This window comes from Kribbella qitaiheensis (assembly GCF_042657745.1).
Classification (GTDB): Bacteria; Actinomycetota; Actinomycetes; order Propionibacteriales; family Kribbellaceae; genus Kribbella; species Kribbella qitaiheensis.
The window spans coordinates 190,315-210,311 of the sequence record NZ_JBHSKE010000021.1; the positions used below are offsets into that span (position 1 = coordinate 190,315).

A 19,997-nucleotide genomic window follows, 5' to 3' on the forward strand; every position below is an offset into this window, starting at 1 on the left:
GATGCAGGCTGCCATCACGGTGACACCGGCCCAGTTGCCCGAGGTGTTGCTGCACGTCGCCGTCGTCCGCCCGGTGTTCCTCTGGGGAGCGCCCGGGATCGGCAAGAGCAGTCTGGTCCGCGCGTTCGCGGAGTCGCTCGGGCTGGAGTGCGTCACGCTGCTCGGCACCCAGCTCGCGCCCGAGGACCTGATCGGCGTACCGCAGATCGTGGACGGGCGGAGCAGGTTCGCGCCGCCGCTGAGCATCGCCCGGGACGGGCCGTACTGCCTGTTCTTGGACGAGCTGAACGCGTCGACAGCCGAGGTGCAGAAGGCGTTCTACTCGCTGATCCTGGATCGCCGGATCGGGGAGTACGAGCTGCCGCCGGGTTCGGTCGTGATCGGCGCGGGCAACCGGGCCACGGACAACGCGCTGGCCCGGCCGATGGCCTCGGCGCTGGTGAACCGGCTGGTGCACCTGCATCTGCGCGCCTCGGCGGACGACTGGTTGCGTTGGGCCAGTGGCGCCGGCATCCACCCGTGGGTGCTGGACTACCTGCGGAACCGGCCCGATCACCTGTGGACCGCGCCGCCGAAGACGGAGGAGCCGTTTTCGACGCCGCGAAGCTGGCACATGCTGTCGGACGCGTTGCACTCGTACGGCGCGGGGGTCGACGACGAGATGCTGCGGGTGCTTGCCTTCGGCACCTTGACGGCGGCGCACGCCTCGACCTTCCGGGCATTCGTGAAGACGATCCGGAACTCCTTCGGGTTCGAGGCGGTGCTGAAGGGTGAGGCCGGCTGGCCGGCGGCGCCTGAGGATCGCGATCTGCTGTACTTCCTGGCCGAGACGTTCCGGGCCCGGCTGGTGAAGGAGCTGGCGGCGGACAAGGTCTCGGCGAGTCCGGCCGCCAAGCAGTTGGCCCATCGGGGCAAGGCGTTGCTGGTGGAGTTGGCGGCGATCTCGCTCGAGGTGGCGCAGATCGTGATCGCGTCGGACGAGGACGGCCGGCCGGTGCTGCCGGCCTGGTTCCTGGTCGAGGTGACGAGGGACCTGCCGCGACTCGTGGCTGCTCGGGCCTGATGAGCGCGCTGGTACGTGGTCCGCGGCGCTGCGGTCTTCGGGGTTGCCGGGGGTTGGGGCCTGGTGCGGTGGGCGATGGTTAGGAAGAAGGCGCGGCGGGATCCGGCGCTGGAGGCGATCCATGCCGCCTGGAAGGTGATCTCGGCGCATCCCCTGTTCGCCCCGATGGCGAGCGAGTGGAGGGTGCCGCAACGTCAGGACCAGTTCCCTCGCGACGGCTGGGGGACCGTCGACTCGAACGGGCAGGTCCGCGTGCACCCGACCCGGCGGGCGTCTGCCGAGGAGTGGACCTGGGTGTTCGCGCACCTGCTGATCCACCTCGGCCTCGGCCATGCGGACCCCGATCGACCCGCGCCGGATGCCGCTGCCGGCGCGGCCTGCGATGTCGCCGTGAACAGGTTCCTCGGGTCGCTCAAGATCGGTCGGCCGGTCGTCGAGCTACCACCGTCGTACCCGGGCACCGATGAGGATGCCCTCGCGCGGCAGTGGCGCCGCGTCGGCGTACCGGCCGAGTACTGCGATCTCGGTGTGGCGGGTGCTCATTCGGACGTGCTGATCGCGGCGTACACCGGCTGGGGCGATCCGCCGAAGTGGGAGGAACGGTTCGCGGCCGGGTTGTCGGCCGCGGCGACCGCGGCGGTGGATGTGGCCGGTGGCGCGCGGACGTCCTTGTCGGACTCTCGGAGCCGCGTCGACGTGTGGGACTCCGCGCTCGGCTGGTTCGTCTCGTCCTATCCGTTGCTGGGGGCAATGGCCGCCTGCATGAAGGTGGTCGCCGACGTCGAGGTCGCGCGCGGCTGGGACATCCACGTGGCTGCCGTGAACGCCGCCGCGGGGGAGATCTACGTGAACCCGCTGACGTCGCTGACGCAGAACGAGTGGCGCTTCGTGATGGCCCACGAGATGCTGCACGCCGCCCTGCGGCACGGCGAGCGGGTGGGCGGCCGGGATCCCTACCTGTGGAACGTGGCGGCCGACCTGGTGATCAACGGGTGGCTGCTGGAGATGGGCGTCGGAGTGATGCCGGACGGCGCACTGCACGATCCGGCGCTCAAGGGGTTGTCCGCTGAGGCCGTGTACGACCGGATTACCACCGACCTGCGCCGCTACCGGAAGCTGGCGACGCTGCGCGGTGTGGGACTCGGCGACGTGCTGGGTCAGCCACTGCCTCATCCTGGCGAGTACCGCCGGGCCACTGGGCTCGACGACATCTACCGGCGCGCACTGACGACCGGGCTGGCGTACCACGATCCCTCGCGCGGGTTGCTCCCTGGTGGGTTGGTGGAGGAGATCCGGGCGCTGGACCACCCGCCGCTGGCCTGGGATGCGCAGCTGGCCCGGTGGTTCGAGGAGCACGTGCCTTCGGTGACGCGTGTGCGGACGTATGCGCGCGCCTCCCGTCGTCAGGCCAGTACTCCGGACATCCCACGGCCGGGGTGGATCCGCCCGGTGTCGCAGGAGTTGCTCCCGACGTACGGGGTGGTGCTGGACACCTCGGGCTCGATGGACCGGGTACTGCTGGGGAAAGCGCTCGGCGCGATCGCGTCGTACTCGCAGGCGCGGGACGTTCCGGCGGCGCGGGTGGTCTACTGCGATGCCGCCGCGTATGACGCGGGGTACATCCCGGTCGAGGAGATCGGCGGGCGCGTGCAGGTGCGTGGCCGTGGCGGGACCGTGCTGCAGCCGGGGGTGGATCTCCTGGAGCGGGCTGAGGACTTCCCGGCGACCGGGCCGATCTTGCTCATCACCGACGGGTACTGCGACGTGGTGCGCGTGCGGCGCGATCATGCCTGGCTGATCCCGGCCTCTGCGTCGCTGCCCTTCACTCCACGAGGGCCTGTGTTTCGCGTGCAGTGAACAAGCATCGCTGGTGGTGAACAGGCGTAGTACTGGGCTCTGCCGGCTGACAGGTTGCTGGGCATGCCATGGGTCGTCAGGGGGTGAGTTCCGCAAGCTGTGGATAGGTCAGGCCATATCTGCCGGCGGTAATGCGATCACCACAGTCGCGCTGCCACTGGTCGCGGTGGTTGCGCTTGGTGCCACGCCGTTCCAGATGGGGTTGCTGGCTGCGCTGACAGTGCTGCCGCACTTGCTGTTCGGCCTGCCTGCTGGGGTCTGGGTGGATCGCCTGTCGCTGCGTCGGCTGATGGTCGTCGCTGACGTGGGACGGGCCTTGCTGCTCGGCGCCATCCCAGTGCTGTCCGCTCTCGGCTTGCTGCGGGTGGAACACCTGTATGTGGTGGCTGTGCTGGTCGGCGTGCTGACGCTGCTGTCCGATACGGCGTCCATGACGTTACTGCCTTCACTGGTGGCACGGGATGACCTGATGCGGGCCAACAGCGCGTCCATGCTCAACCAGACCGTCGCCTCGACCACTGGTCCTTCGGTGGCCGGGTTCCTGGTGCAGTTGGTGAGCGCCCCATTCGCGATCGCCATCGACGCGCTGTCCTTCGTCGTCTCCGCGGTGTCTTCTTACTTGTTGCGGGAGCCGGCCCGTACTCCGGCCGCCGTGGGTACCCGGGTGCGGCTGTCCGAGGGTCTACGGGTGCTCTTCGCTCATCCGGTGCTGCGGCCGCTCACCATCGCCGCAACCATCGGGGCGATCACCGGCGCCATGCAAGGTCCGCTGGTCGTCCTCTACCTGGTCCGGGAGCTCCACTGGTCGCCTGCGATGGTCGGCGTGGCTATCACAGTCGCGGGCGCCGCTTCAGTCGTCGGCGCGGCGGTCGCCCCGGCGTACAGCACCCGCCTCGGCCTGGGGCGCGCGTACCTCTCCGGCCAGGTCCCGGCCTCGCTCGGCGGCGTCCTCCTTGCTCTGGCCGCAAGCCCACTGGTCTTCCTGGCTCAACTCCTCAGCGGCCTGGGCATGCCGCTCTACGGCGTGCCGCAACGGACACTCCGCCAGTCGCTGGTCCCCGAACCCCTCCTAGGCCAGACCACAGCCACCTGGCGAACCCTCGCCATAGGAGGCCAAACCTTCGGCGCCCTCACGTCCGGCCTACTCGCCGGCCCATTGGGTCTCCGCCTGACCCTGACCCTCAGCACCGCCGGCATGGTCCTCGGCACCTTGCCCGTAGCCCTTTCACCCCTGCGCCGACTCTCGTCTACGCCAGCCGCTTCCTCAGCTGAGCACAAACCGTCTCGTACCGCATGACCGATCCGTCAGGGTTCTCCTGGTCCCACCCCTCGAGCCTCTCCTCGTACGCGACATAGCCCAACCGCTCGTACAGGGCCCGGGCTCGCGGATTGCTCAACTCGACCGCGACCTCGGCCCGCTGCAGCCCTCGACCACGAATCCGTTCCTCAGCAGCCCCGATCAGCAACGTTCCGATCCCACAGGACTGCAGCGCCGGCTGCACCGCCAGCTGCCACAGCGACCCGGCCCCCGGATGCGGCACGTAGTCCACCCCACCGATCGCGACCGGCAGGCCCGCCTTCGTACACACCGCCAAGTAGTCGACTTCACCCAACTTCACCCGCTGGAGCTCGCGCCGCACCTGCTCCAGATGCAGCTCAGTCCCCGCGAACCGACACGCCCCCAAGTCTTCCTCGACCAGATCCCGCACCCCCACCTCGACCACAATGGCCGCCACCCGCACCACCTCCACTCGCAGTCTCACGGTCCGCACCTAGTGCAACAACGCAAATCCGCGGCTGGATTCTTATGCTTGCGGGATGGAGCTGGAGTTCAGTGGTGAGATGTGGTTCTGGAAGGGCCCTTCGCCGTGGCATTTCGTCACCGTCCCCGACGACCAGTGCGGCGACCTGGAGGCGACGTCCACCGCCGTCTCCTACGGCTGGGGCATGATCCCCGTCACCGCCCAGATCGGCGAGACCAACTGGAAGACAGCCCTCTGGCCCAAGGACGGCGCCTACATAGTCCCCATCAAGTCCTGGGTCCGAAAAGCGGAAGACCTAGAACTAGGCGACCTCATCACCGTCAACGTCGAAGTAGACCTCTGACCTCTGACCTCGGCCACGGGGCACGCAGTACCGGAACATCTGACGTGTAGGTGATCAGGGGCGGCGGCCGAAGGCGTCTAGCAGGCGGTTCTGGGGTGACGAGTTGTCCGGGAGGTTGGCGCTTGCGCCGGGGCCGAAGGCGCCCATCGTGCGCATCTCGTCAAGATTCGGTTCGACCAGGGCCCACAGGGCCTCGATCACAGCGGGATCCAGGGACGGGTCGAGGCCCCCGCCAACCGCCAGGTCCCACGAGTGAACGACCAACTCTCCGAGCCGAAACCGCACGAACGTATCCAGAGAGATATCGCCGCTCGGGTGGTGCAGCACCCGGTTCTCGTCGGCGCCTGCGAACGCCGTCGACTGGCTTTCGCAGGACGCCACCACCGCGCCGAGTGGGTCGTCGCCCAGCTGATCCGCGTCAAGCCCAGCAGTCGCCTCCGCCACCGACGCCCCCGCCAGCAGCCGTACCGCGAAGACGTTGCCGGCCACCACATGGTCGACAACCTCACGAACGGTGATGTCACAGGGAGTGCCGTTGTCCCACACGTCCACCGGCAGCGACCCAACCACCCGCTCGAACTCACCAGCCGCCGCCCGAATAACCTCCACGGCACCGGAGGCTACGCCGCCCCCCGGCCCGAACAAGGTAGTCGCACGGGAGAGGGCGTCAACACGACTGAGCCTGAAGCCCAGATTCGGGATCAGAACAGCCACTTATTGACGTCGCTGGCCAAGGACACAGAACTCGTTACCTTCGGGGTCTGCCAAGACAACCCACGATTGATCACCCTGGCCAATATCAACACGCTGTGCGCCGTGAGCCACCAGACGAGCCACCTCGGCGTCCTGGTCATCAGGCCTGAAGTCGAGATGCAGTCGGCTCTTGGCCTTCTTGCTCTCATCAAGCCGGACGAAGTCCAACCCCGGCAGGCGATCCGGCTCCGGGCGGATCTCGAACTCGTCATCAGAGGAGTAGACCACCACCCAACCAAGAGCTGTAGCCCACCACTGCCCCAAGGCCACCGGATCTACCGAGTGAACAACTACCTGTTCCCATTCCAAGGTCATCCGCCGACCTTAGACCTGCCAGGGCCTCAGAAGCAGGCACTTTAGTTCGAAGAATGGACGGTGCCCGGGCTGACCGGCGGTCAGACGCCAGGACGGCGGCGATTGTCCTCTGTCGGGTGATGCGCGGCGCTCGTCCGCCAGGCGCGGATGCCGGAGGATTCTGACGCGGTGTCGGATTGGGCTGCCGCCGTTCGTGGAGAAGGTGGAGAGTGACCGCAGGGGCCACGCCGCAGAGGAGGAGACATGACCGAGTACCTCATCGCATTCAACGACGAGTGGGTGGGCGATCTCACGGACGAAGATCTACGCAACGCGTCGAGGGCTACAAGGGCGCTCAGGGCAGAGATGACGGCTGCCGGGGTCCTCATCTTCACCGGCGGCCTGGACGACGCTGCACCCGTGTTCAGTGTCGATGCGTCGAGCGGCGCCCCGCTGTTCACAGACGGCCCGTACGTCGAGTCCAAGGAGCATCTCGGCGGCTTCGCCGTCGTCGACGTGGCCGACGAGGAGGCTGCGCGGCTGTGGGCGGGAAAGATCGCGGAGGCCTGCGGTTGGCCGCAGGAGGTGCGACGTTTCCGGTACGCAACCGCCGGCGTCCCCGAGACTGCCTGAACGTCAAATGATCGACCGCCTGACCCAGACGTGAGAGTAGGCCCTAGCCACCGAATCCCTGTGGCTGGGGCCTTCTGCTGTCCGAGCGGGTGACGAGAATCGAACTCGGGGACGCCCGCCGGTCCCGAATCCGGACCCGAGGGCGTCGCAACTCGCGCCGGATGGAGACACCTGAGAAAGTGAACGGATGCTGAATCAGGTGGCCGACGGCGTGTGGGTCCGGCAGAGCGAGTGGGTCTGGAGCAATGCCATCGTGGTGCGCGGGGAGGGTGGGTTGATCCTGGTCGATCCCGGCATCGACGGTTCCGATCTGAACCAGCTCGCCGATGACGTGGACCGGCTCGGCAGTCCGGTGGTCGCCGGGTTCTCCACCCATCCCCACTGGGACCACCTGCTCTGGCATTCCCGGTTCGGCGACGTACCGCGCTACGCCACCCCCGGCGGCGCCCAGGCTGCCAGTGAAGCCCGAGAGCGGGCGCAGGCGATGGCGGCGGAGAGCGCGTCGGGCATCCCTCTCGAGCTGATCGGGCTCCTCTCCCCGCTGCCCGCGGACGGGGGACCCGTGCCGGGCGAGATCGTCGAGCATCAGGCGCACGCCATCGGCCATGCCGCGGTCCTCCTTGCGGACCGCGGCGTCCTGCTCGCCGGCGACATGCTCTCCGACGTCCTGATCCCGCTCCTCGACCCTCGCCGCCCCGATCAGGTGGGCGCCTATGAGACGGCACTCGACCGGCTCGGTGAGGCCGCCCGGCACGCCGATGTCCTGGTCCCCGGCCACGGGGCCGTTGCCGAGGGTCCCGAGGTGGCGGCCCGCCTTGCTGCCGATCATGCCTACATCGACGCGCTGCGGCGAGGAGAGGAACCGGTCGACGCGCGTCTGAGTCAAGACTGGCTCTCCGGCCCCCACCAGTCGAACCTGGAGCAAGCCCGACACTCATCCGGATGAACGTCGGCGTCATCGCGCTCGTCGCCGCCAACCGTTGAGCCCTCCGATCGGCGGCGACGAATCGCACGCGGCCTGATCTGGCCCAGATGTGAAGAAGGCCCCTAGCCACCGAATCCCTGTGGCTGGGGGCGTTCTGCTGTCGGAGCGGGTGACGAGAATCGAACTCGCGTAGCCAGTTTGGAAGATCGGACGAAGCGACCTGGCCGGGGTGTATCTCGAAGATTCGTGGGTGTTGGACGTAGCGCCGACGGAGCACGGCGTGTCCTTCCGCCTTGAAGCTGTGCTGACTCCGGAACACCCCCGGTACCGGCCCCGACCGGCGGATGAGCAGTACTGCTACCTGACCGGCTGGTTGTCGGTGCGAAGCAGCGAACCGGTTGAGGTTCGGCTCAGCGGCATACCTCCGGCGATCGACGCCAGCGGCGAGCAGGACCTGGGCAACATCGACCGCTTCGTTCTCCATGCAGGCGAGGTTTGGGCGATGGAGGGCGATTGGGGATCTGCCCGCGTCGCCCATCCCGAGGTGTCCTTGCGATTCGAATAGACCGACACAGGGCACGGACATCGGCACGACCGCGCGGGCGGCAGATCCGGACGCCCATCAGGGATCATCGGAGCCATGGATACTCCGACCGGACTGGAAGCTGTCGTCGTTGCGCCATGAGCGAGCGGCGACGCCGGTGCTAGGGCTCGATCGAAACGTGTTTGGCGCCGTTGCCGTGCAATTCAAGAACCAGCAGGTCCAGGTCACCGAAGTCGTACAGCAGACGCACTCGGCCGTCCGCATGGAACTCGATGCCGTCTAGCCAGAGGTCCGCGTGAGGATAGCTGCGATGCCAACCTGGCGGCGCCGCGCTCAACGCGTCCGCAGCGAGCACTGGTAGCTGTGGGATGAGCGATCTGAGGATCCCCGAGGTCTCCGCGACGCGAGCGTCGGCTCGGTCTCCATGGATCTCGACGGCGAGCCGGGGGTCGCCATCCTTCGCCGGGCGCCCCAGCGCCGCCCGCAGTCCGGGTCCGCGCGCCGAAGGCGCGCCCTTGATCCATGAGAGCCAAACTCGGCAGAGAGCGGGTCAGGCGGAGTCCTCCGTCGGGTGATGCGCAACACTCGCCCGCCAGGTGATCTGCGACAGTCGAAAGCGCGGATCGCGGCTAGATCAGTGCCCGTTGCTTGTGCCCATAGATACGACGACGATGATCGGCGCTACCGATGATCGGAGCCATAGGCACAAGGTGTGATGTTGCCGGTAAGTGCGCCGTCAGGGTGCTCGTCGCGACCGCAACACGAGCGCGGCGGTTACCGCCAATATGATCGTGCCGATGGACTCCACCACCAGTGTGGTGGGCACCAGCTTGAAGCTTAAGACCTCGTGAATGCCAAAAAGTCCAACGGTCAGCGCGAGCACCAGCGCAAGCAGCGTGCCCACCACGAATAGCAGGCTCAGTGCCGTTGCCAGCGTCAGGAGCCGCCCACGCAGCACGGTGACCGCGATTGCCAGCACGAGCGCGCCAACCGCGTTGAGCAGGAACAGCGCGCCAAGCAAGCCGCCTACTCCGTAGAACACGAGGTAGAGATGGATCCCGCCCATCACCAGCAACATGATCGCACTAAGTAGTCGCCAGGCGATCAGCGTGCGGTGGCTGACACCGAACGAACGGAATGAACCGGTTGCCGTAGGCTGCGATGACATGTCCTGACCTGCCTTACACTCGTGGGCCCGTGCGAGCCGAGGCCTGTACAGATGAACACGGACGATCCGCCCGAATAGTTCAGCCTGATGACACGAGCTGAACCGTCGCTGGCCCCAACGCCGATGAACGCTCTGCCATCCGACCAAGTCGTCGAACACGCGATCCCGCGTCCGATCGACCGCCCCGACAGTCCGGCTCGACCATGGTTGTTGTCGCGTGGGGCGGAGCCGCCGTGACCAATGCCGGCTCGTCGTCGTGCCGCCGAAGTCCGATACGAGCGAGCGCGGTGTGACCATCCCCGAAGTCCTGGTCGGCGAGCTGGCGGCACACCTGAACAAGTACGTCGGTCCGGACGATGACGCGCTCCTGTTTGTGGGGGAGCGCGGTGGCACGCCAAAGCGGGGGAGCTGGCGGAGCACCGTTAAGTGGACGAGCCGGGTGGCGGAAGCTGGACTCCCGGCAGGGTTCACCTTCCATGACCTGCGTCACACGGGTAATCACCTGGCGTCGATGAGTGGCGCGTCCACTCGGGAGCTGATGCAACGCATGGGCCACTCGACGATGCGGGCTCCACTGATCTACCAGCACGCCACGGATGAGCGCGCGCGGGAGATCGCCGTCCGGCTGAACGAGGTAGTTGAACGGGAAACGAAGGTCAGGGATGGGGGCACGCCGGATGACGACGGGACTGCCGGGGTGCTGGTGCCGGTCCCTTAGCGCACGGGGAGGGCACGGCGCTCGAATCCGGTCCGCGCATGACGAAGGGCCCCCAGCCTCAGAATCCCTGTGGCTGGGGGCCTTTCGCGTGCCGAGCGGGTGACGAGAATCGAACTCGCGTAGCCAGTTTGGAAGACTGGGGCTCTACCATTGAGCTACACCCGCGTGCGGTCGCGTCGGCGAGCGCTCGGACATGATTCCACATCCTGTGGTCCGGACCCAATTCCGGGGTCGGGGAGGGTGGTGGAGCGAGCACTGGTCCGCGTCCACTAGACTCGTGCGGTCACTGCGGGGCGTAGCGTAGTGGCTAGCGCGCCTGCTTTGGGAGCAGGAGACCGCAGGTTCGAGTCCTGTCGCCCCGACAAACCCCAGCAGCACCGTGCAGCGTGGCCTGTCCGGCCCCGGCTGTGAACGTCATCTACCAAGGAGAACCGCCACCGTGAAGAGCACCGTCGAGTCCGTGAGCCCGACCAAGGTCCGGCTCATCGTCGAGGTGCCGTTCGAGGAGCTCAAGCCGAGCCTCGACGCGGCGTACCAGAGTATCGCCCAGCAGATCGTCGTCCCGGGCTTCCGCAAGGGCAAGGTTCCCCCGCAGGTGATCGACCAGCGGGTCGGTCGTGGGCCGGTTCTCGAAGAGGCCATCAACGACGCGCTGCCGAAGCTGTACTCGCAGGCGGTCCAGGACAACCAGGTCAAGGCGATCGGCCGGCCCGAGGTCGACGTGACCGAGTTCAACGACAAGGAGAGCCTGCAGTTCTCCGCCGAGGTCGAGGTCCGTCCCGAGATCACCCTGCCGGACCTGGACGGGATCGAGGCCGGTGTCGACGACATCGCGATCGGCGACGACGAGGTGACCGAGCAGATCGAGGCGCTGCGTCAGCGGTTCGGCTCGCTGAACCCGGTCGAGCGCGCGGTGCAGGACAAGGACTTCATCACGATCGACCTGTCGGCCACCAAGGACGGCGAGAAGATCGAGGAGGCGCAGGCGACCGGCCTGTCGTACCAGGTCGGCAGCGGTCAGCTGCTCGACGGGCTGGATGAGGCCGTCATCGGCCTGTCAGCGGACGAGTCGGCCACCTTCACCACCCAGCTGGTCGGCGGCGAGCTCAAGGGCGAGGACGTCCAGGTCGAGGTCAAGGTGACCGCGGTCAAGGAGCAGGAGCTGCCCGAGTTCGACGACGACTTCGCGCAGACCGCGTCGGAGTTCGACACCGCCGAGGAGCTCACCACCGACGTACGCGGCCGGCTGGAGCGCGGCAAGCGTCTCGAGCAGGCCGGCGACGCCCGTGACGCGGTGCTCGAGAAGATCCTCACCATGGTCGACGTGCCGGTCCCCGAGGGCCTGCTGACCGACGAGCTGGCGGCCCGCCGGGAGAACCTCGAGCAGCAGCTCGGCTACTCCGGGATGACCTTCGCGCAGTTCCTCGAGGGCGAGGAGCAGACCGAGGAAGAGTTCGACGAGGACCTGAAGAAGCGTTCCGAGGACGCGATCAAGGCCCAGTTCGTGCTCGACATGGTCGCCGAGCAGCAGGAGCTGAGCGTCAACGACCAGGAGCTGACGGAGCACATCGTCCGGCACGCGCAGCGCTCGGGCATCAGCCCGGACCAGTTCGCGCAGCACGCGGTCGAGAACAACCTGGTGCCGAGCCTGGTCTCCGAGGTCGTCCGCGGCAAGGCGCTCGCGCACCTGGTCGAGAACGCCAAGGTCACCGACGCCTCCGGCAACGAGGTCGAGTTGAAGACCTTGCAGCCGGACGGCACGTACGCCGACCCGGAGGCGGAGCAGGCCGACACCGACGAGGCCGCGGCCCCGGCGGAAGAGCCCGCCAAGGCCTGATCAAGCCCCACACAGAGCACTCACTACGGCCCGGATCCTGCTGGATCCGGGCCGTAGTTCGTCTGTGAAAGCGATCTGAAAGCGACCGTCCATACCTTTGCGGCTGTTCTTCCCAACCGCGAGAGGGGTCGGTTGATGAAGCCGAAGGTGACGGATCTCCAGCAGCCGCGCGTACGGCGGGTGCAGGGCCAGCCTGTACTTCGCCCGGTCGGGTCGCGCCTGCATCGGGAGATCCCGGTGCGCCACGGGGCTGGCAGACAAGCGCGCGCGGGCGATCCCGCAGTACCGGCCAGGCCTGGTCTCGCAGTACCGGGTCGGCCCGCCTTCGCCGTACCGGGACGGCCTGCGCCCGCAGTACAGGGGAGGGCGCAGGCCGGCGCGGTTCCTGCTGCCCGGATGCGGAAGAAACTGCACCACTTCGGGTCGGCTGTCGTGTGTACGTGGTGACGTTGGACGTCTTCGCTCAGAGCAGACACAGTGCGCCGTGAGCGAACACTTGCCGACCACCCTTAGGTCTGTCGCCACGGACCAGTAATGTCGGCTTCGTGAACGAGACATTTGCAGCCAGCCCCACCGCCGCGGGCGGCAACGGATCCGGCGGACTCGACGACCACATCTACCAGCGCCTGCTGAGCAACCGGATCATCTTCCTGGGGTCCGAGGTCCGCGACGACAACGCGAACGCGATCTGCGCTCAGATGCTGCTCCTCAACGCCGAGGACCCCAACAAGGACATCTGGCTGTACATCAACTCGCCGGGTGGTTCGGTGGACTCGGGCATGGCGATCTACGACACCATGCAGTGGATCTCCAACGACGTCGCCACGGTCGGGATGGGCCTGGCCGCCTCGATGGGGCAGTTCCTGCTCTGCGCCGGCGCGAAGAACAAGCGGTTCGCCCTGCCGCACGCGCGGATCATGATGCACCAGCCGTCCGGCGGTATGGGTGGAACCGCCTCCGACATCAAGATCCAGGCCGAGCAGTCGCTGCACATCAAGGCGCAGCTGTTCCGCCTGATCGCGGAGCACACCAGTCAGCCGCTGGAGCAGGTCGAGAACGACGCCGACCGCGACCGCTGGTTCACCGCGGAGCAGGCGAAGGACTACGGCTTCATCGACCACGTCGTGGCCAGCGCCGCCCAGCTGAGCAGCGGCAGCCCCAACTCCTGATCTCCCACTCCGTAGTAAGGAAACTCGCATGAACTACTTCATCCCGCAGTGGGAGGAGCGCACGTCGTACGGCATGCGCCGGATCGACCCCTACACCAAGCTGTTCGAGGACCGGATCATCTTCCTCGGCACCCCGATCACCGACGAGATCGCCAACGCCGTGATGGCGCAGCTGCTCTGCCTGCAGGCGATGGACTCCGACCGGGACATCAGCATCTACATCAACTCGCCCGGTGGTTCGTTCACGGCGCTGACCGCGATCTACGACACGATCCGCTACATCAAGCCGGACGTGCAGACGGTCTGCCTCGGCCAGGCCGCCTCGGCCGCCGCGGTGCTGCTCGCCGCCGGTACGCCGGGCAAGCGGCTTGCGCTGCCGAACAGCCGGATCATCATCCACCAGCCGGCCACCGAGGGCACCTACGGCCAGTCGAGTGACATCGAGATCCAGGCGAACGAGATCCTCCGGCTCCGCGCGTTGCTGGAGACGATGATCGCCGAGGCCAGCGGCAAGCCGCTCGAAGAGGTCTCCCGCGACATCGAGCGGGACAAGTTCCTGACCGCCGAGCAGGCCATCGAGTACGGCCTGATCGACGACATCCTGCAGACCCTCAAGACCCCGGTTCCGGCCGGCGTCTGACCGGACCACCCCCGGTTCGGCGGTGCTGTCAAGGGGGGCGGGCGTTCGCCACCGGCGTAGTCACAACGCGTCGGTGAGCGCAGCGTTTCGGCCCTCGGCGCGGTACCGTCGAAATCGGGATCCGGGCCCTGTTCGGGTTCGACAGCCCGGTTCGACTGCTCAGAGAAGGGATCTGTCCCGGTGGCACGCATAGGTGACGGCGGCGACCTGCTCAAATGCTCGTTCTGCGGGAAGAGCCAGAAGCAGGTCAAGAAGCTCATCGCCGGTCCCGGCGTCTACATCTGCGATGAATGCATCGATCTCTGCAACGAGATCATCGAGGAGGAGCTCAACGAGGGCTCCGAGGTCGGTCTGACGGAGCTGCCGAAGCCCCGTGAGATCTACGACTTCCTCAATGCCTACGTCGTCGGACAGGACGTGGCGAAGAAGGCGCTCGCAGTGGCGGTCTACAACCACTACAAGCGGGTCCGCGACGGCCAGGGCTCCTCGACCGCCGGCCGCCACGCCAAGGACGAGGCAGTCGAGCTGGCGAAGTCCAACATCCTGCTGATCGGCCCGACGGGCTGCGGCAAGACGTACCTGGCCCAGACTCTCGCGCGAATGCTGAACGTGCCGTTCGCGATCGCGGACGCCACCGCGCTGACCGAGGCGGGGTACGTCGGCGAGGACGTCGAGAACATCCTGCTGAAGCTGATCCAGGCCGCTGACTACGACGTCAAGAAGGCCGAGACCGGCATCATCTACATCGACGAGGTCGACAAGATCGCCCGCAAGAGCGAGAACCCGTCGATCACCCGCGATGTCTCCGGCGAGGGCGTGCAGCAGGCCCTGCTGAAGATCCTGGAAGGGACTACGGCCAGCGTCCCGCCGCAGGGCGGCCGCAAGCACCCGCACCAGGAGTTCATCCAGATCGACACCACCAACGTGCTGTTCATCGTCGGCGGCGCGTTCGCCGGCCTGGATCACATGGTGGAGCAGCGGGTCGGCAAGAAGACGCTCGGCTTCAACGCCAAGCGCGAGCCGGAGAAGCCCCGCGAGGTCGGCGGCTACTCCGACGTGATGCCGGAAGACCTGCTGAAGTTCGGCCTGATCCCCGAGTTCATCGGCCGGCTCCCGGTCATCACCACTGTGTCCCCGCTGGACCGGGACGCGCTGATCAAGATCCTGTCCGAGCCGAAGAACGCGCTGGTCAAGCAGTACCGGCGGCTCTTCGAGATCGACAACGTCGAGCTGGAGTTCAGCGACGACGCGGTCGAGGCGATCGCGGATCAGGCGCTGCTGCGCGGCACCGGTGCTCGCGGCCTGCGCGCCATCATGGAGGAGGTGCTCCTCAACGTGATGTACGAGGTGCCCAGCCGTGAGGACGTGGCCAAGGTCGTCGTCACCGGCGAGGTCGTGCTGGAGAACGTGAACCCGACCCTGATCCCGCGGGATCAGATCGAGCGGAAGCGGGAGCGGCGCGAGAAGACCGCCTGACCGCTCGGGGTTTCTGTTCCGAGCTCGGTGTTTCGAGAGAGGCCGGCATCCGCTGACAGGCGGGTGCCGGCCTCCTTCTCGTGGTGGACGCGGACCGAGGGACCGCCCGCCCAGCGTCGATGGCGGCCCACCGTCGCCGAGCGTCGGGCGACTGTTGCCGCTGGCAAGTTGCCGGACGGGGCGGGAAGAGCGCCTGCGCCGACGCCACCATCACGGCGTGCCTGGTGAAGTTGCAGTCTCCCGCTGACGGGTCGACGTGTCAGCCGGACCGGAAGCCGTTCGATCCGTTGCCCACGGCAAAGTCCGGCGGTTCTCGTTGTGTGTATCGCGACTTTGTGTGGGTTACTTCATGGCGGTGAAGGCTTCGTCGGCGACGGGGCCGACGTCGTTCACGCCGGCGTCGGCGTTGGCTGCCTGGGCGATCACCGTCAGGGTGTTTGAACCCCGGTAGCACTGGGTCGGCAGGTTGTCGGTCGACTCGACGCAGGTGGACTTCCCGACGACCTTGACCTGATCAGGCGTCGCCCCGGAATCCTTGACCGTCTTGTCGATGTCGACCCGTCCACGCATCGCGATCACGACGAACAGCCGCTTGCCGTCGAGATTCCCGTACGCCTCGACCGTCGCCTGTTTTCCGTCGTTGATCCGGCTCAACGCATCCTTGGTCTGGTCGAGCTGCAACTGCCCGCGAATCCCTTGGTCCGTGATCCGATCCAGCCCGGCCAGCTTCGCCGGCGGCTCGATCCCGCGCGAGGCGTTCAACCGGTTCATCGGCCCGATCCCCGCGAAATACCCCAACCCGGCAATGACCACCAGCGCCACCAGCACGGCCCCGATGGTCACCCAGGGATTCCGGCGCCACTGAACCTTCCGAACACGGCCCCAAACCCGCTTCCCAAAACCACCGATCCCACGAGCGCGCTTAGCCCGCTTGTGGCCCTTCCCAACAACCAATGCCTCCTCAACCACAGACCCACCCTTCCCCCCGTCGGTGGGCGCACCACTGGCCCCGGAGCCGCCGGCAGCGGTACTGCCACCAAGCCCAGAGCTACCACCCCTAGTCGAGCCGACGACGTGCGTGCCAGCACTCTGCGGGGCAATCGGCTGGGTGTCATCAGCCGCAATGTCACGCCCAACCACTCCACCGCCCACCGCACCAGCAGCTGCACCGGTCCCAGACCCGCCCGCAGCCCTGATACCGGTAGCAGCGCCGGTTCCCGCGCCGCGTGCAGTCCCACTCCCCGCACCCGCGCCAGCGCTCGGCGTACTGGCCGCACCGGCGCTCGGCATGCCGGCCGCACCAGCGCCCGGCCTACCGGTTCCTGGGCGAGCCGGAGAACTGGGGCCGGAGTTGGGCGGAGTAGCTGGTCCAGCGCTCGCCGGAGGACTGGTCGGAGTGCTCGGTCTGGTGGTGCCGGCTGTGCCAGGTACAGGAGCAGTCGGCGTGCCTGTAGGCGGGGTTGCCGGGGCGGTGCCTGCAGTATCAGTGCGTGGGCTCGTCGGAGCGTTGGTCGGGCTGCTCGCTGCCGGCGTACCGGTCGCCGGGTTGGCTGGAGAGCCAAGTGCGGGAGCAGTCGACGTGCCAGAGGCTGCGCTGCCCGCGGAGCTGGCCGGGGCGCCTGCGTCTGCGGTCGCCGGCGCGTTGGCGGCGCGCTGCGGTGCGGGTGAGGCAGACGGCGTGCTCGCGGGGGTTCCGTGGAAGGGGAGTTCACGGGGCGTGGCGGGGGTGGGGGACTTCTGGATGGGGCGCTTCCGGGGGCCGGCGGGGGGCTTCTCGGGGGAAGCGGCGGTGGGTGTGCGGCGTGCGGCCTCGGAGGCGGCGGTGAGTGCCGCGGCGGCGTCTGAGGCGGGTGTTGCGGGCGCGGTGTCAGGCGTTTCCGCCGAGGCGGCGGATTCGGGGGCTGCCTTCTTGCTGGTACGGCGGCGCGGCGTGGCCTTCTTGGCCGGCGGCGTGGTCGCGTCGGCCGGCGGAGTCTCGGCGCGCGGGGTGGAGGAGTCGTCCGTGGGGGGAGGGGTGGTGGGGTCGGTCATGGATGCTCCTCGGGGCGCGGACGGACTCGCCGGGGTGGGCCGTGTGTCGGTCCCGATGGTTCCATATCGGGACAAATTGGTTCCGCAGCGTAGTCGGTCGTTTCGCAGCGGTAGCGCCCGCCTCCTCAGAAGCGAGCGCTACCAGGCTGCGATCGGCCATCGCCAACGGTCAACCGGTCGACCAAGATCCGGCCGGTCGGCCAAGGTCAGAGAGTTGCGACGACCGAGACGGTATCGGACTCGTCAGGGCTCCAGACGATCTCGCCGGTGATCCGGCCCGCGGCGCGCAGGTCGACCTCGGCCTGCTCGGCGAGGGCCAGGCGGTCGGCGGGGCCGCTCACCTCGACCTTGGAGACCTCGGTCTTCATCGAGACCTGGGCAGTGGACTTGGCACCGCGGATCCCGGCCAGAACCTCCGCCACGGCGTCGAGGACCCGCGGGTCCTGCTCCGGGGTCGCGACGTCCACGGACGCGACCGGCCAGGACGTGAGGTGGATCGAGCCTTCCTGCCACCAGGACCAGACCTCTTCGGTCGCGTACGGCAGGTACGGCGCGAGCAGGCGCAGCTGGACCGACAGGGCGACGGCTAGAGCCGCCTTGGCCGAGTCGGCGCCGGCTTCACCATGTCCGCCGTACGCGCGCTCCTTTACCAGTTCCACGTAGTCGTCGCAGAACGTCCAGAAGAACCGCTCCGTGGCCTCGAGGGCACCGGTGTAGTCGTAGTTCTCGAAGGCTGCGGTCGCCGTGTCGACGACGGTGCGCAGCTGAGCGAGCATCGCCAGGTCGACGGGCTGCGTCACGGCAGCGGCGTCCACGGTGGTGGCGCCGAAGCTGAGCACGAACTTCGAGGCGTTCAGGACCTTGATCGCGAGCCGGCGACCGACCTTCATCTGCGACTCGTCGAACGGCGAGTCCAGACCCGGCCGGGCCATCGCCGCACGCCAGCGGACCGCGTCCGAGCCGAACTTGTTCAGGATGTCGTCCGGCAGCGCCGCGTTGCCCTTGGACTTGCTGAACTTCTTCCGGTCCGGGTCGACGACGAAGCCCGAGATCATCGAGCGCTTCCACGGCAGCGTGCCGTTCTCGTACTTCGCGCGGACCACCCGGGAGAACAGCCAGGTCCGGATGATGTCGTGCGCGTGGGTGTTCAGGTCCATCGGGAAGGTCCGCGCGAACAGGTCCTCGTCCCGCTCCCAGCCGGTGACGATCTGCGGCGTCAGCGACGAGGTGGCCCAGGTGTCCATCACATCCGGGTCCGCCTGGAACCCGCCCGGCTTGCCGCGCTGGGACTCGTCGTACCCGCTGGGGGCCTGCGAGGTCGGGTCGATGGGCAGGTCTTCCTCGCGCGGCATCAGCGGGTGCTCGTAGTCCGGCTCGCCGTCGTGGGCGATCGGGTACCAGACCGGGAAGGGCACGCCGAAGAAGCGCTGGCGGGAGATCAGCCAGTCGCCGTTCAGGCCCTCGACCCAGTTCTGGTAGCGGTGCCGCATGTGCTCCGGCACCCACTCCTCCTCCAGCCCGAGCTCGACGAACTCCTCGCGCAGGTGCTCGTCACGCCCGCCGTTCGCGATGTACCACTGCCGGGTGGAGACGATCTCGAGCGGCTTGTCGCCCTTCTCGTAGAAGTTCGCCATCCGCTCCGTCGGCTTCGGCTCGCCGTCCAGGTCGCCGCTCTCGCGCAGCTTCGCGACGATCAGCTCGCGCGCGCTGAAGACGGTCTTGCCCGCCAGCTCGGCGTACAGCTCCGAACCCTCGAGCCACTCGGGGGTGTCGCGGAGCAGGCGGCCGTCGCGGCCGATCACGGTGCGGACCGGCAGTTGCAGCTCGCGCCACCACTGGACGTCGGTGAGGTCGCCGAAGGTGCAGCACATCGCGATGCCGGCGCCCTTGTCCGGCTCCGCCGCCTCGTGTGCCAGGACCGGCAGCTCCACGTCGAACAGCGGCGAGCGGACCGTCGTACCGAAGAGGTCCTTGTACCGCTCGTCGGACGGGTGCGCGATCAGCGCGACGCACGCCGGGATCAGCTCGGGCCGGGTGGTCTCGATGTAGATCGGGCCGTTCGGACCGTGGAACGCGATCCGGTGGAACGCGCCTGGGTACGGACGGGCCTCCAGCTCGGCCTGCGCGACGGCGGTCTGGAAGGTGACGTCCCAAAGGGTCGGCGCCTCGGACAGGTACGCCTCGCCGCGGGCGAAGTTGCGCAGGAAGGCGCGCTGCGACGCGCGGCGCGAGTCCTCCGAGATGGTCGTGTAGAGGTAGTTCCAGTCGACGCTGAGGCCGACCTGGCGCCACATCCGCTCGAAGGCCTGCTCGTCGATGTGCGTCAGCTCACCGCACAGGTCGACGAAGTTCTGCCGGCTGACCGGGAGCTGCTTCTTCGGATCCGGCTTCTCCGGCGGCTCGAAGGACGCGTCGTACGGCAGCGTCGGGTCGCAGCGCACGCCGTAATAGTTCTGCACCCGCCGCTCGGTGGGCAGACCGTTGTCGTCCCAGCCGATCGGGTAGAAGACCTTCTTGCCGCGCATCCGCTGGAAGCGGGCGATCAGGTCGGTGTGGGTGTAGCTGAAGATGTGGCCGACGTGCAGCTTGCCTGACACGGTGGGCGGCGGGGTGTCGATCGAGTAGACGTCGGCCCGCTCAGCCGTCCGGTCGAACGCGTACGTCTGCTGTTCCTTCCATACGGCAGCCCATTTCTCCTCGAGGCCTTCGAGGGTGGGCTTGTCAGGAACACGGGACGTTTCGGTCATGCGCCAATCGTAGTGGTTGTCAAGGGGTGCTTCCGA

Annotated in this window: 19 protein-coding genes and 2 tRNA genes; 14 read left to right on the top strand and 7 right to left on the bottom strand. The window is 67.7% G+C overall.

The window, feature by feature from the left end; translation table 11 throughout:
- Window position 1: 1 nt before the first annotated feature.
- The 3 genes from ACFPJ1_RS17880 (at window position 2) to ACFPJ1_RS17890 (ending at window position 4,217) form a co-directional block, all read left to right on the top strand.
- The gene (locus ACFPJ1_RS17880; protein ID WP_380105176.1) at window positions 2-1,063 is read left to right on the top strand and encodes an AAA family ATPase; all 1,062 of its coding nucleotides are present in this window, start codon (window positions 2-4) and stop codon (window positions 1,061-1,063) included.
- A gap of 75 nt (window positions 1,064-1,138) precedes the next feature.
- Entirely contained in the window at window positions 1,139-2,920 is a 1,782-nt protein-coding gene (locus ACFPJ1_RS17885) for a vWA domain-containing protein (RefSeq protein WP_380105178.1), read from the top strand.
- Window positions 2,921-2,936: 16 nt separating this feature from the next.
- Entirely contained in the window at window positions 2,937-4,217 is a 1,281-nt protein-coding gene (locus ACFPJ1_RS17890; protein WP_380105179.1) for an MFS transporter, read from the top strand.
- Here ACFPJ1_RS17890 and ACFPJ1_RS17895 read toward each other — a convergent pair.
- On the bottom strand, window positions 4,168-4,683 hold the full coding sequence (locus ACFPJ1_RS17895) for a GNAT family N-acetyltransferase (RefSeq protein WP_380105181.1): 516 nt from the start codon (window positions 4,681-4,683) through the stop codon (window positions 4,168-4,170). The genes ACFPJ1_RS17890 and ACFPJ1_RS17895 overlap by 50 nt on opposite strands.
- Window positions 4,684-4,738: 55 nt before the next feature.
- On the opposite strand from ACFPJ1_RS17895, the gene ACFPJ1_RS17900 reads away from it, so the two are divergent.
- Window positions 4,739-5,026 carry a DUF1905 domain-containing protein gene (locus ACFPJ1_RS17900; protein ID WP_380105183.1) on the top strand — a complete coding sequence of 96 codons (288 nt, stop codon included), beginning with the start codon at window positions 4,739-4,741 and terminating at the stop codon, window positions 5,024-5,026.
- A 54-nt stretch (window positions 5,027-5,080) separates the two neighbouring features.
- Here ACFPJ1_RS17900 and ACFPJ1_RS17905 read toward each other — a convergent pair whose 3' ends face one another.
- Both ACFPJ1_RS17905 and ACFPJ1_RS17910 read right to left on the bottom strand, forming a co-directional pair.
- Window positions 5,081-5,740, bottom strand: a complete 660-nt coding sequence (locus ACFPJ1_RS17905; RefSeq protein ID WP_380105185.1) for a TIGR03086 family metal-binding protein — start codon at window positions 5,738-5,740, stop codon at window positions 5,081-5,083.
- On the bottom strand, window positions 5,741-6,094 hold the full coding sequence (locus ACFPJ1_RS17910; protein ID WP_380105187.1) for a VOC family protein: 354 nt from the start codon (window positions 6,092-6,094) through the stop codon (window positions 5,741-5,743).
- A 243-nt stretch (window positions 6,095-6,337) separates the two neighbouring features.
- Here ACFPJ1_RS17910 and ACFPJ1_RS17915 point away from each other — a divergent pair, with 243 nt between their 5' ends.
- From ACFPJ1_RS17915 to ACFPJ1_RS17925, 3 genes are all read left to right on the top strand, one after another.
- The gene (locus ACFPJ1_RS17915) at window positions 6,338-6,706 is read left to right on the top strand and encodes a YciI family protein (protein ID WP_380105189.1); all 369 of its coding nucleotides are present in this window, start codon (window positions 6,338-6,340) and stop codon (window positions 6,704-6,706) included.
- A 187-nt stretch (window positions 6,707-6,893) separates the two neighbouring features.
- On the top strand, window positions 6,894-7,652 hold the full coding sequence (locus ACFPJ1_RS17920; RefSeq protein WP_380105190.1) for an MBL fold metallo-hydrolase: 759 nt from the start codon (window positions 6,894-6,896) through the stop codon (window positions 7,650-7,652).
- 229 nt (window positions 7,653-7,881) lie between these two features.
- Window positions 7,882-8,196, top strand: a complete 315-nt coding sequence (locus tag ACFPJ1_RS17925) for a hypothetical protein (protein ID WP_380105192.1) — start codon at window positions 7,882-7,884, stop codon at window positions 8,194-8,196.
- Between the two features lie 715 nt (window positions 8,197-8,911).
- Here ACFPJ1_RS17925 and ACFPJ1_RS17930 read toward each other — a convergent pair.
- Window positions 8,912-9,343 carry a hypothetical protein gene (locus ACFPJ1_RS17930; protein WP_380105194.1) on the bottom strand — a complete coding sequence of 144 codons (432 nt, stop codon included), beginning with the start codon at window positions 9,341-9,343 and terminating at the stop codon, window positions 8,912-8,914.
- Window positions 9,344-9,560: 217 nt separating this feature from the next.
- On the opposite strand from ACFPJ1_RS17930, the gene ACFPJ1_RS17935 reads away from it, so the two are divergent.
- Entirely contained in the window at window positions 9,561-10,061 is a 501-nt protein-coding gene (locus ACFPJ1_RS17935; RefSeq protein ID WP_380105195.1) for a tyrosine-type recombinase/integrase, read from the top strand.
- Between the two features lie 94 nt (window positions 10,062-10,155).
- On the opposite strand, the gene ACFPJ1_RS17940 is transcribed toward ACFPJ1_RS17935, so the two are convergent.
- Window positions 10,156-10,226: transfer RNA gene (locus ACFPJ1_RS17940), tRNA-Gly, on the bottom strand.
- Between the two features lie 124 nt (window positions 10,227-10,350).
- On the opposite strand from ACFPJ1_RS17940, the gene ACFPJ1_RS17945 reads away from it, so the two are divergent.
- The 6 genes from ACFPJ1_RS17945 (at window position 10,351) to clpX (ending at window position 15,183) form a co-directional block, all read left to right on the top strand.
- Window positions 10,351-10,423: transfer RNA gene (locus tag ACFPJ1_RS17945), tRNA-Pro, on the top strand.
- A 77-nt stretch (window positions 10,424-10,500) separates the two neighbouring features.
- Window positions 10,501-11,898 (top strand): trigger factor, encoded by a 1,398-nt coding sequence (gene tig / locus ACFPJ1_RS17950; protein ID WP_380105197.1) that lies wholly within the window; start codon window positions 10,501-10,503, stop codon window positions 11,896-11,898.
- Between the two features lie 135 nt (window positions 11,899-12,033).
- The gene (locus ACFPJ1_RS17955; protein ID WP_380105199.1) at window positions 12,034-12,345 is read left to right on the top strand and encodes a hypothetical protein; all 312 of its coding nucleotides are present in this window, start codon (window positions 12,034-12,036) and stop codon (window positions 12,343-12,345) included.
- 98 nt (window positions 12,346-12,443) lie between these two features.
- Window positions 12,444-13,067: a ClpP family protease gene (locus tag ACFPJ1_RS17960; RefSeq protein ID WP_132197559.1), complete on the top strand. Its 624-nt coding sequence runs from the start codon at window positions 12,444-12,446 to the stop codon at window positions 13,065-13,067.
- A gap of 28 nt (window positions 13,068-13,095) precedes the next feature.
- Window positions 13,096-13,707: an ATP-dependent Clp protease proteolytic subunit gene (locus ACFPJ1_RS17965; protein ID WP_132197557.1), complete on the top strand. Its 612-nt coding sequence runs from the start codon at window positions 13,096-13,098 to the stop codon at window positions 13,705-13,707.
- 180 nt (window positions 13,708-13,887) lie between these two features.
- The gene (clpX, locus tag ACFPJ1_RS17970) at window positions 13,888-15,183 is read left to right on the top strand and encodes an ATP-dependent Clp protease ATP-binding subunit ClpX (protein WP_380105200.1); all 1,296 of its coding nucleotides are present in this window, start codon (window positions 13,888-13,890) and stop codon (window positions 15,181-15,183) included.
- Window positions 15,184-15,525: 342 nt separating this feature from the next.
- On the opposite strand, the gene ACFPJ1_RS17975 is transcribed toward clpX, so the two are convergent.
- Window positions 15,526-16,026 (bottom strand): hypothetical protein, encoded by a 501-nt coding sequence (locus tag ACFPJ1_RS17975; RefSeq protein ID WP_380105202.1) that lies wholly within the window; start codon window positions 16,024-16,026, stop codon window positions 15,526-15,528.
- 1,394 nt (window positions 16,027-17,420) lie between these two features.
- Window positions 17,421-19,961, bottom strand: a complete 2,541-nt coding sequence (valS, locus tag ACFPJ1_RS17980; RefSeq protein ID WP_380105204.1) for a valine--tRNA ligase — start codon at window positions 19,959-19,961, stop codon at window positions 17,421-17,423.
- Window positions 19,962-19,997: the final 36 nt, after the last annotated feature.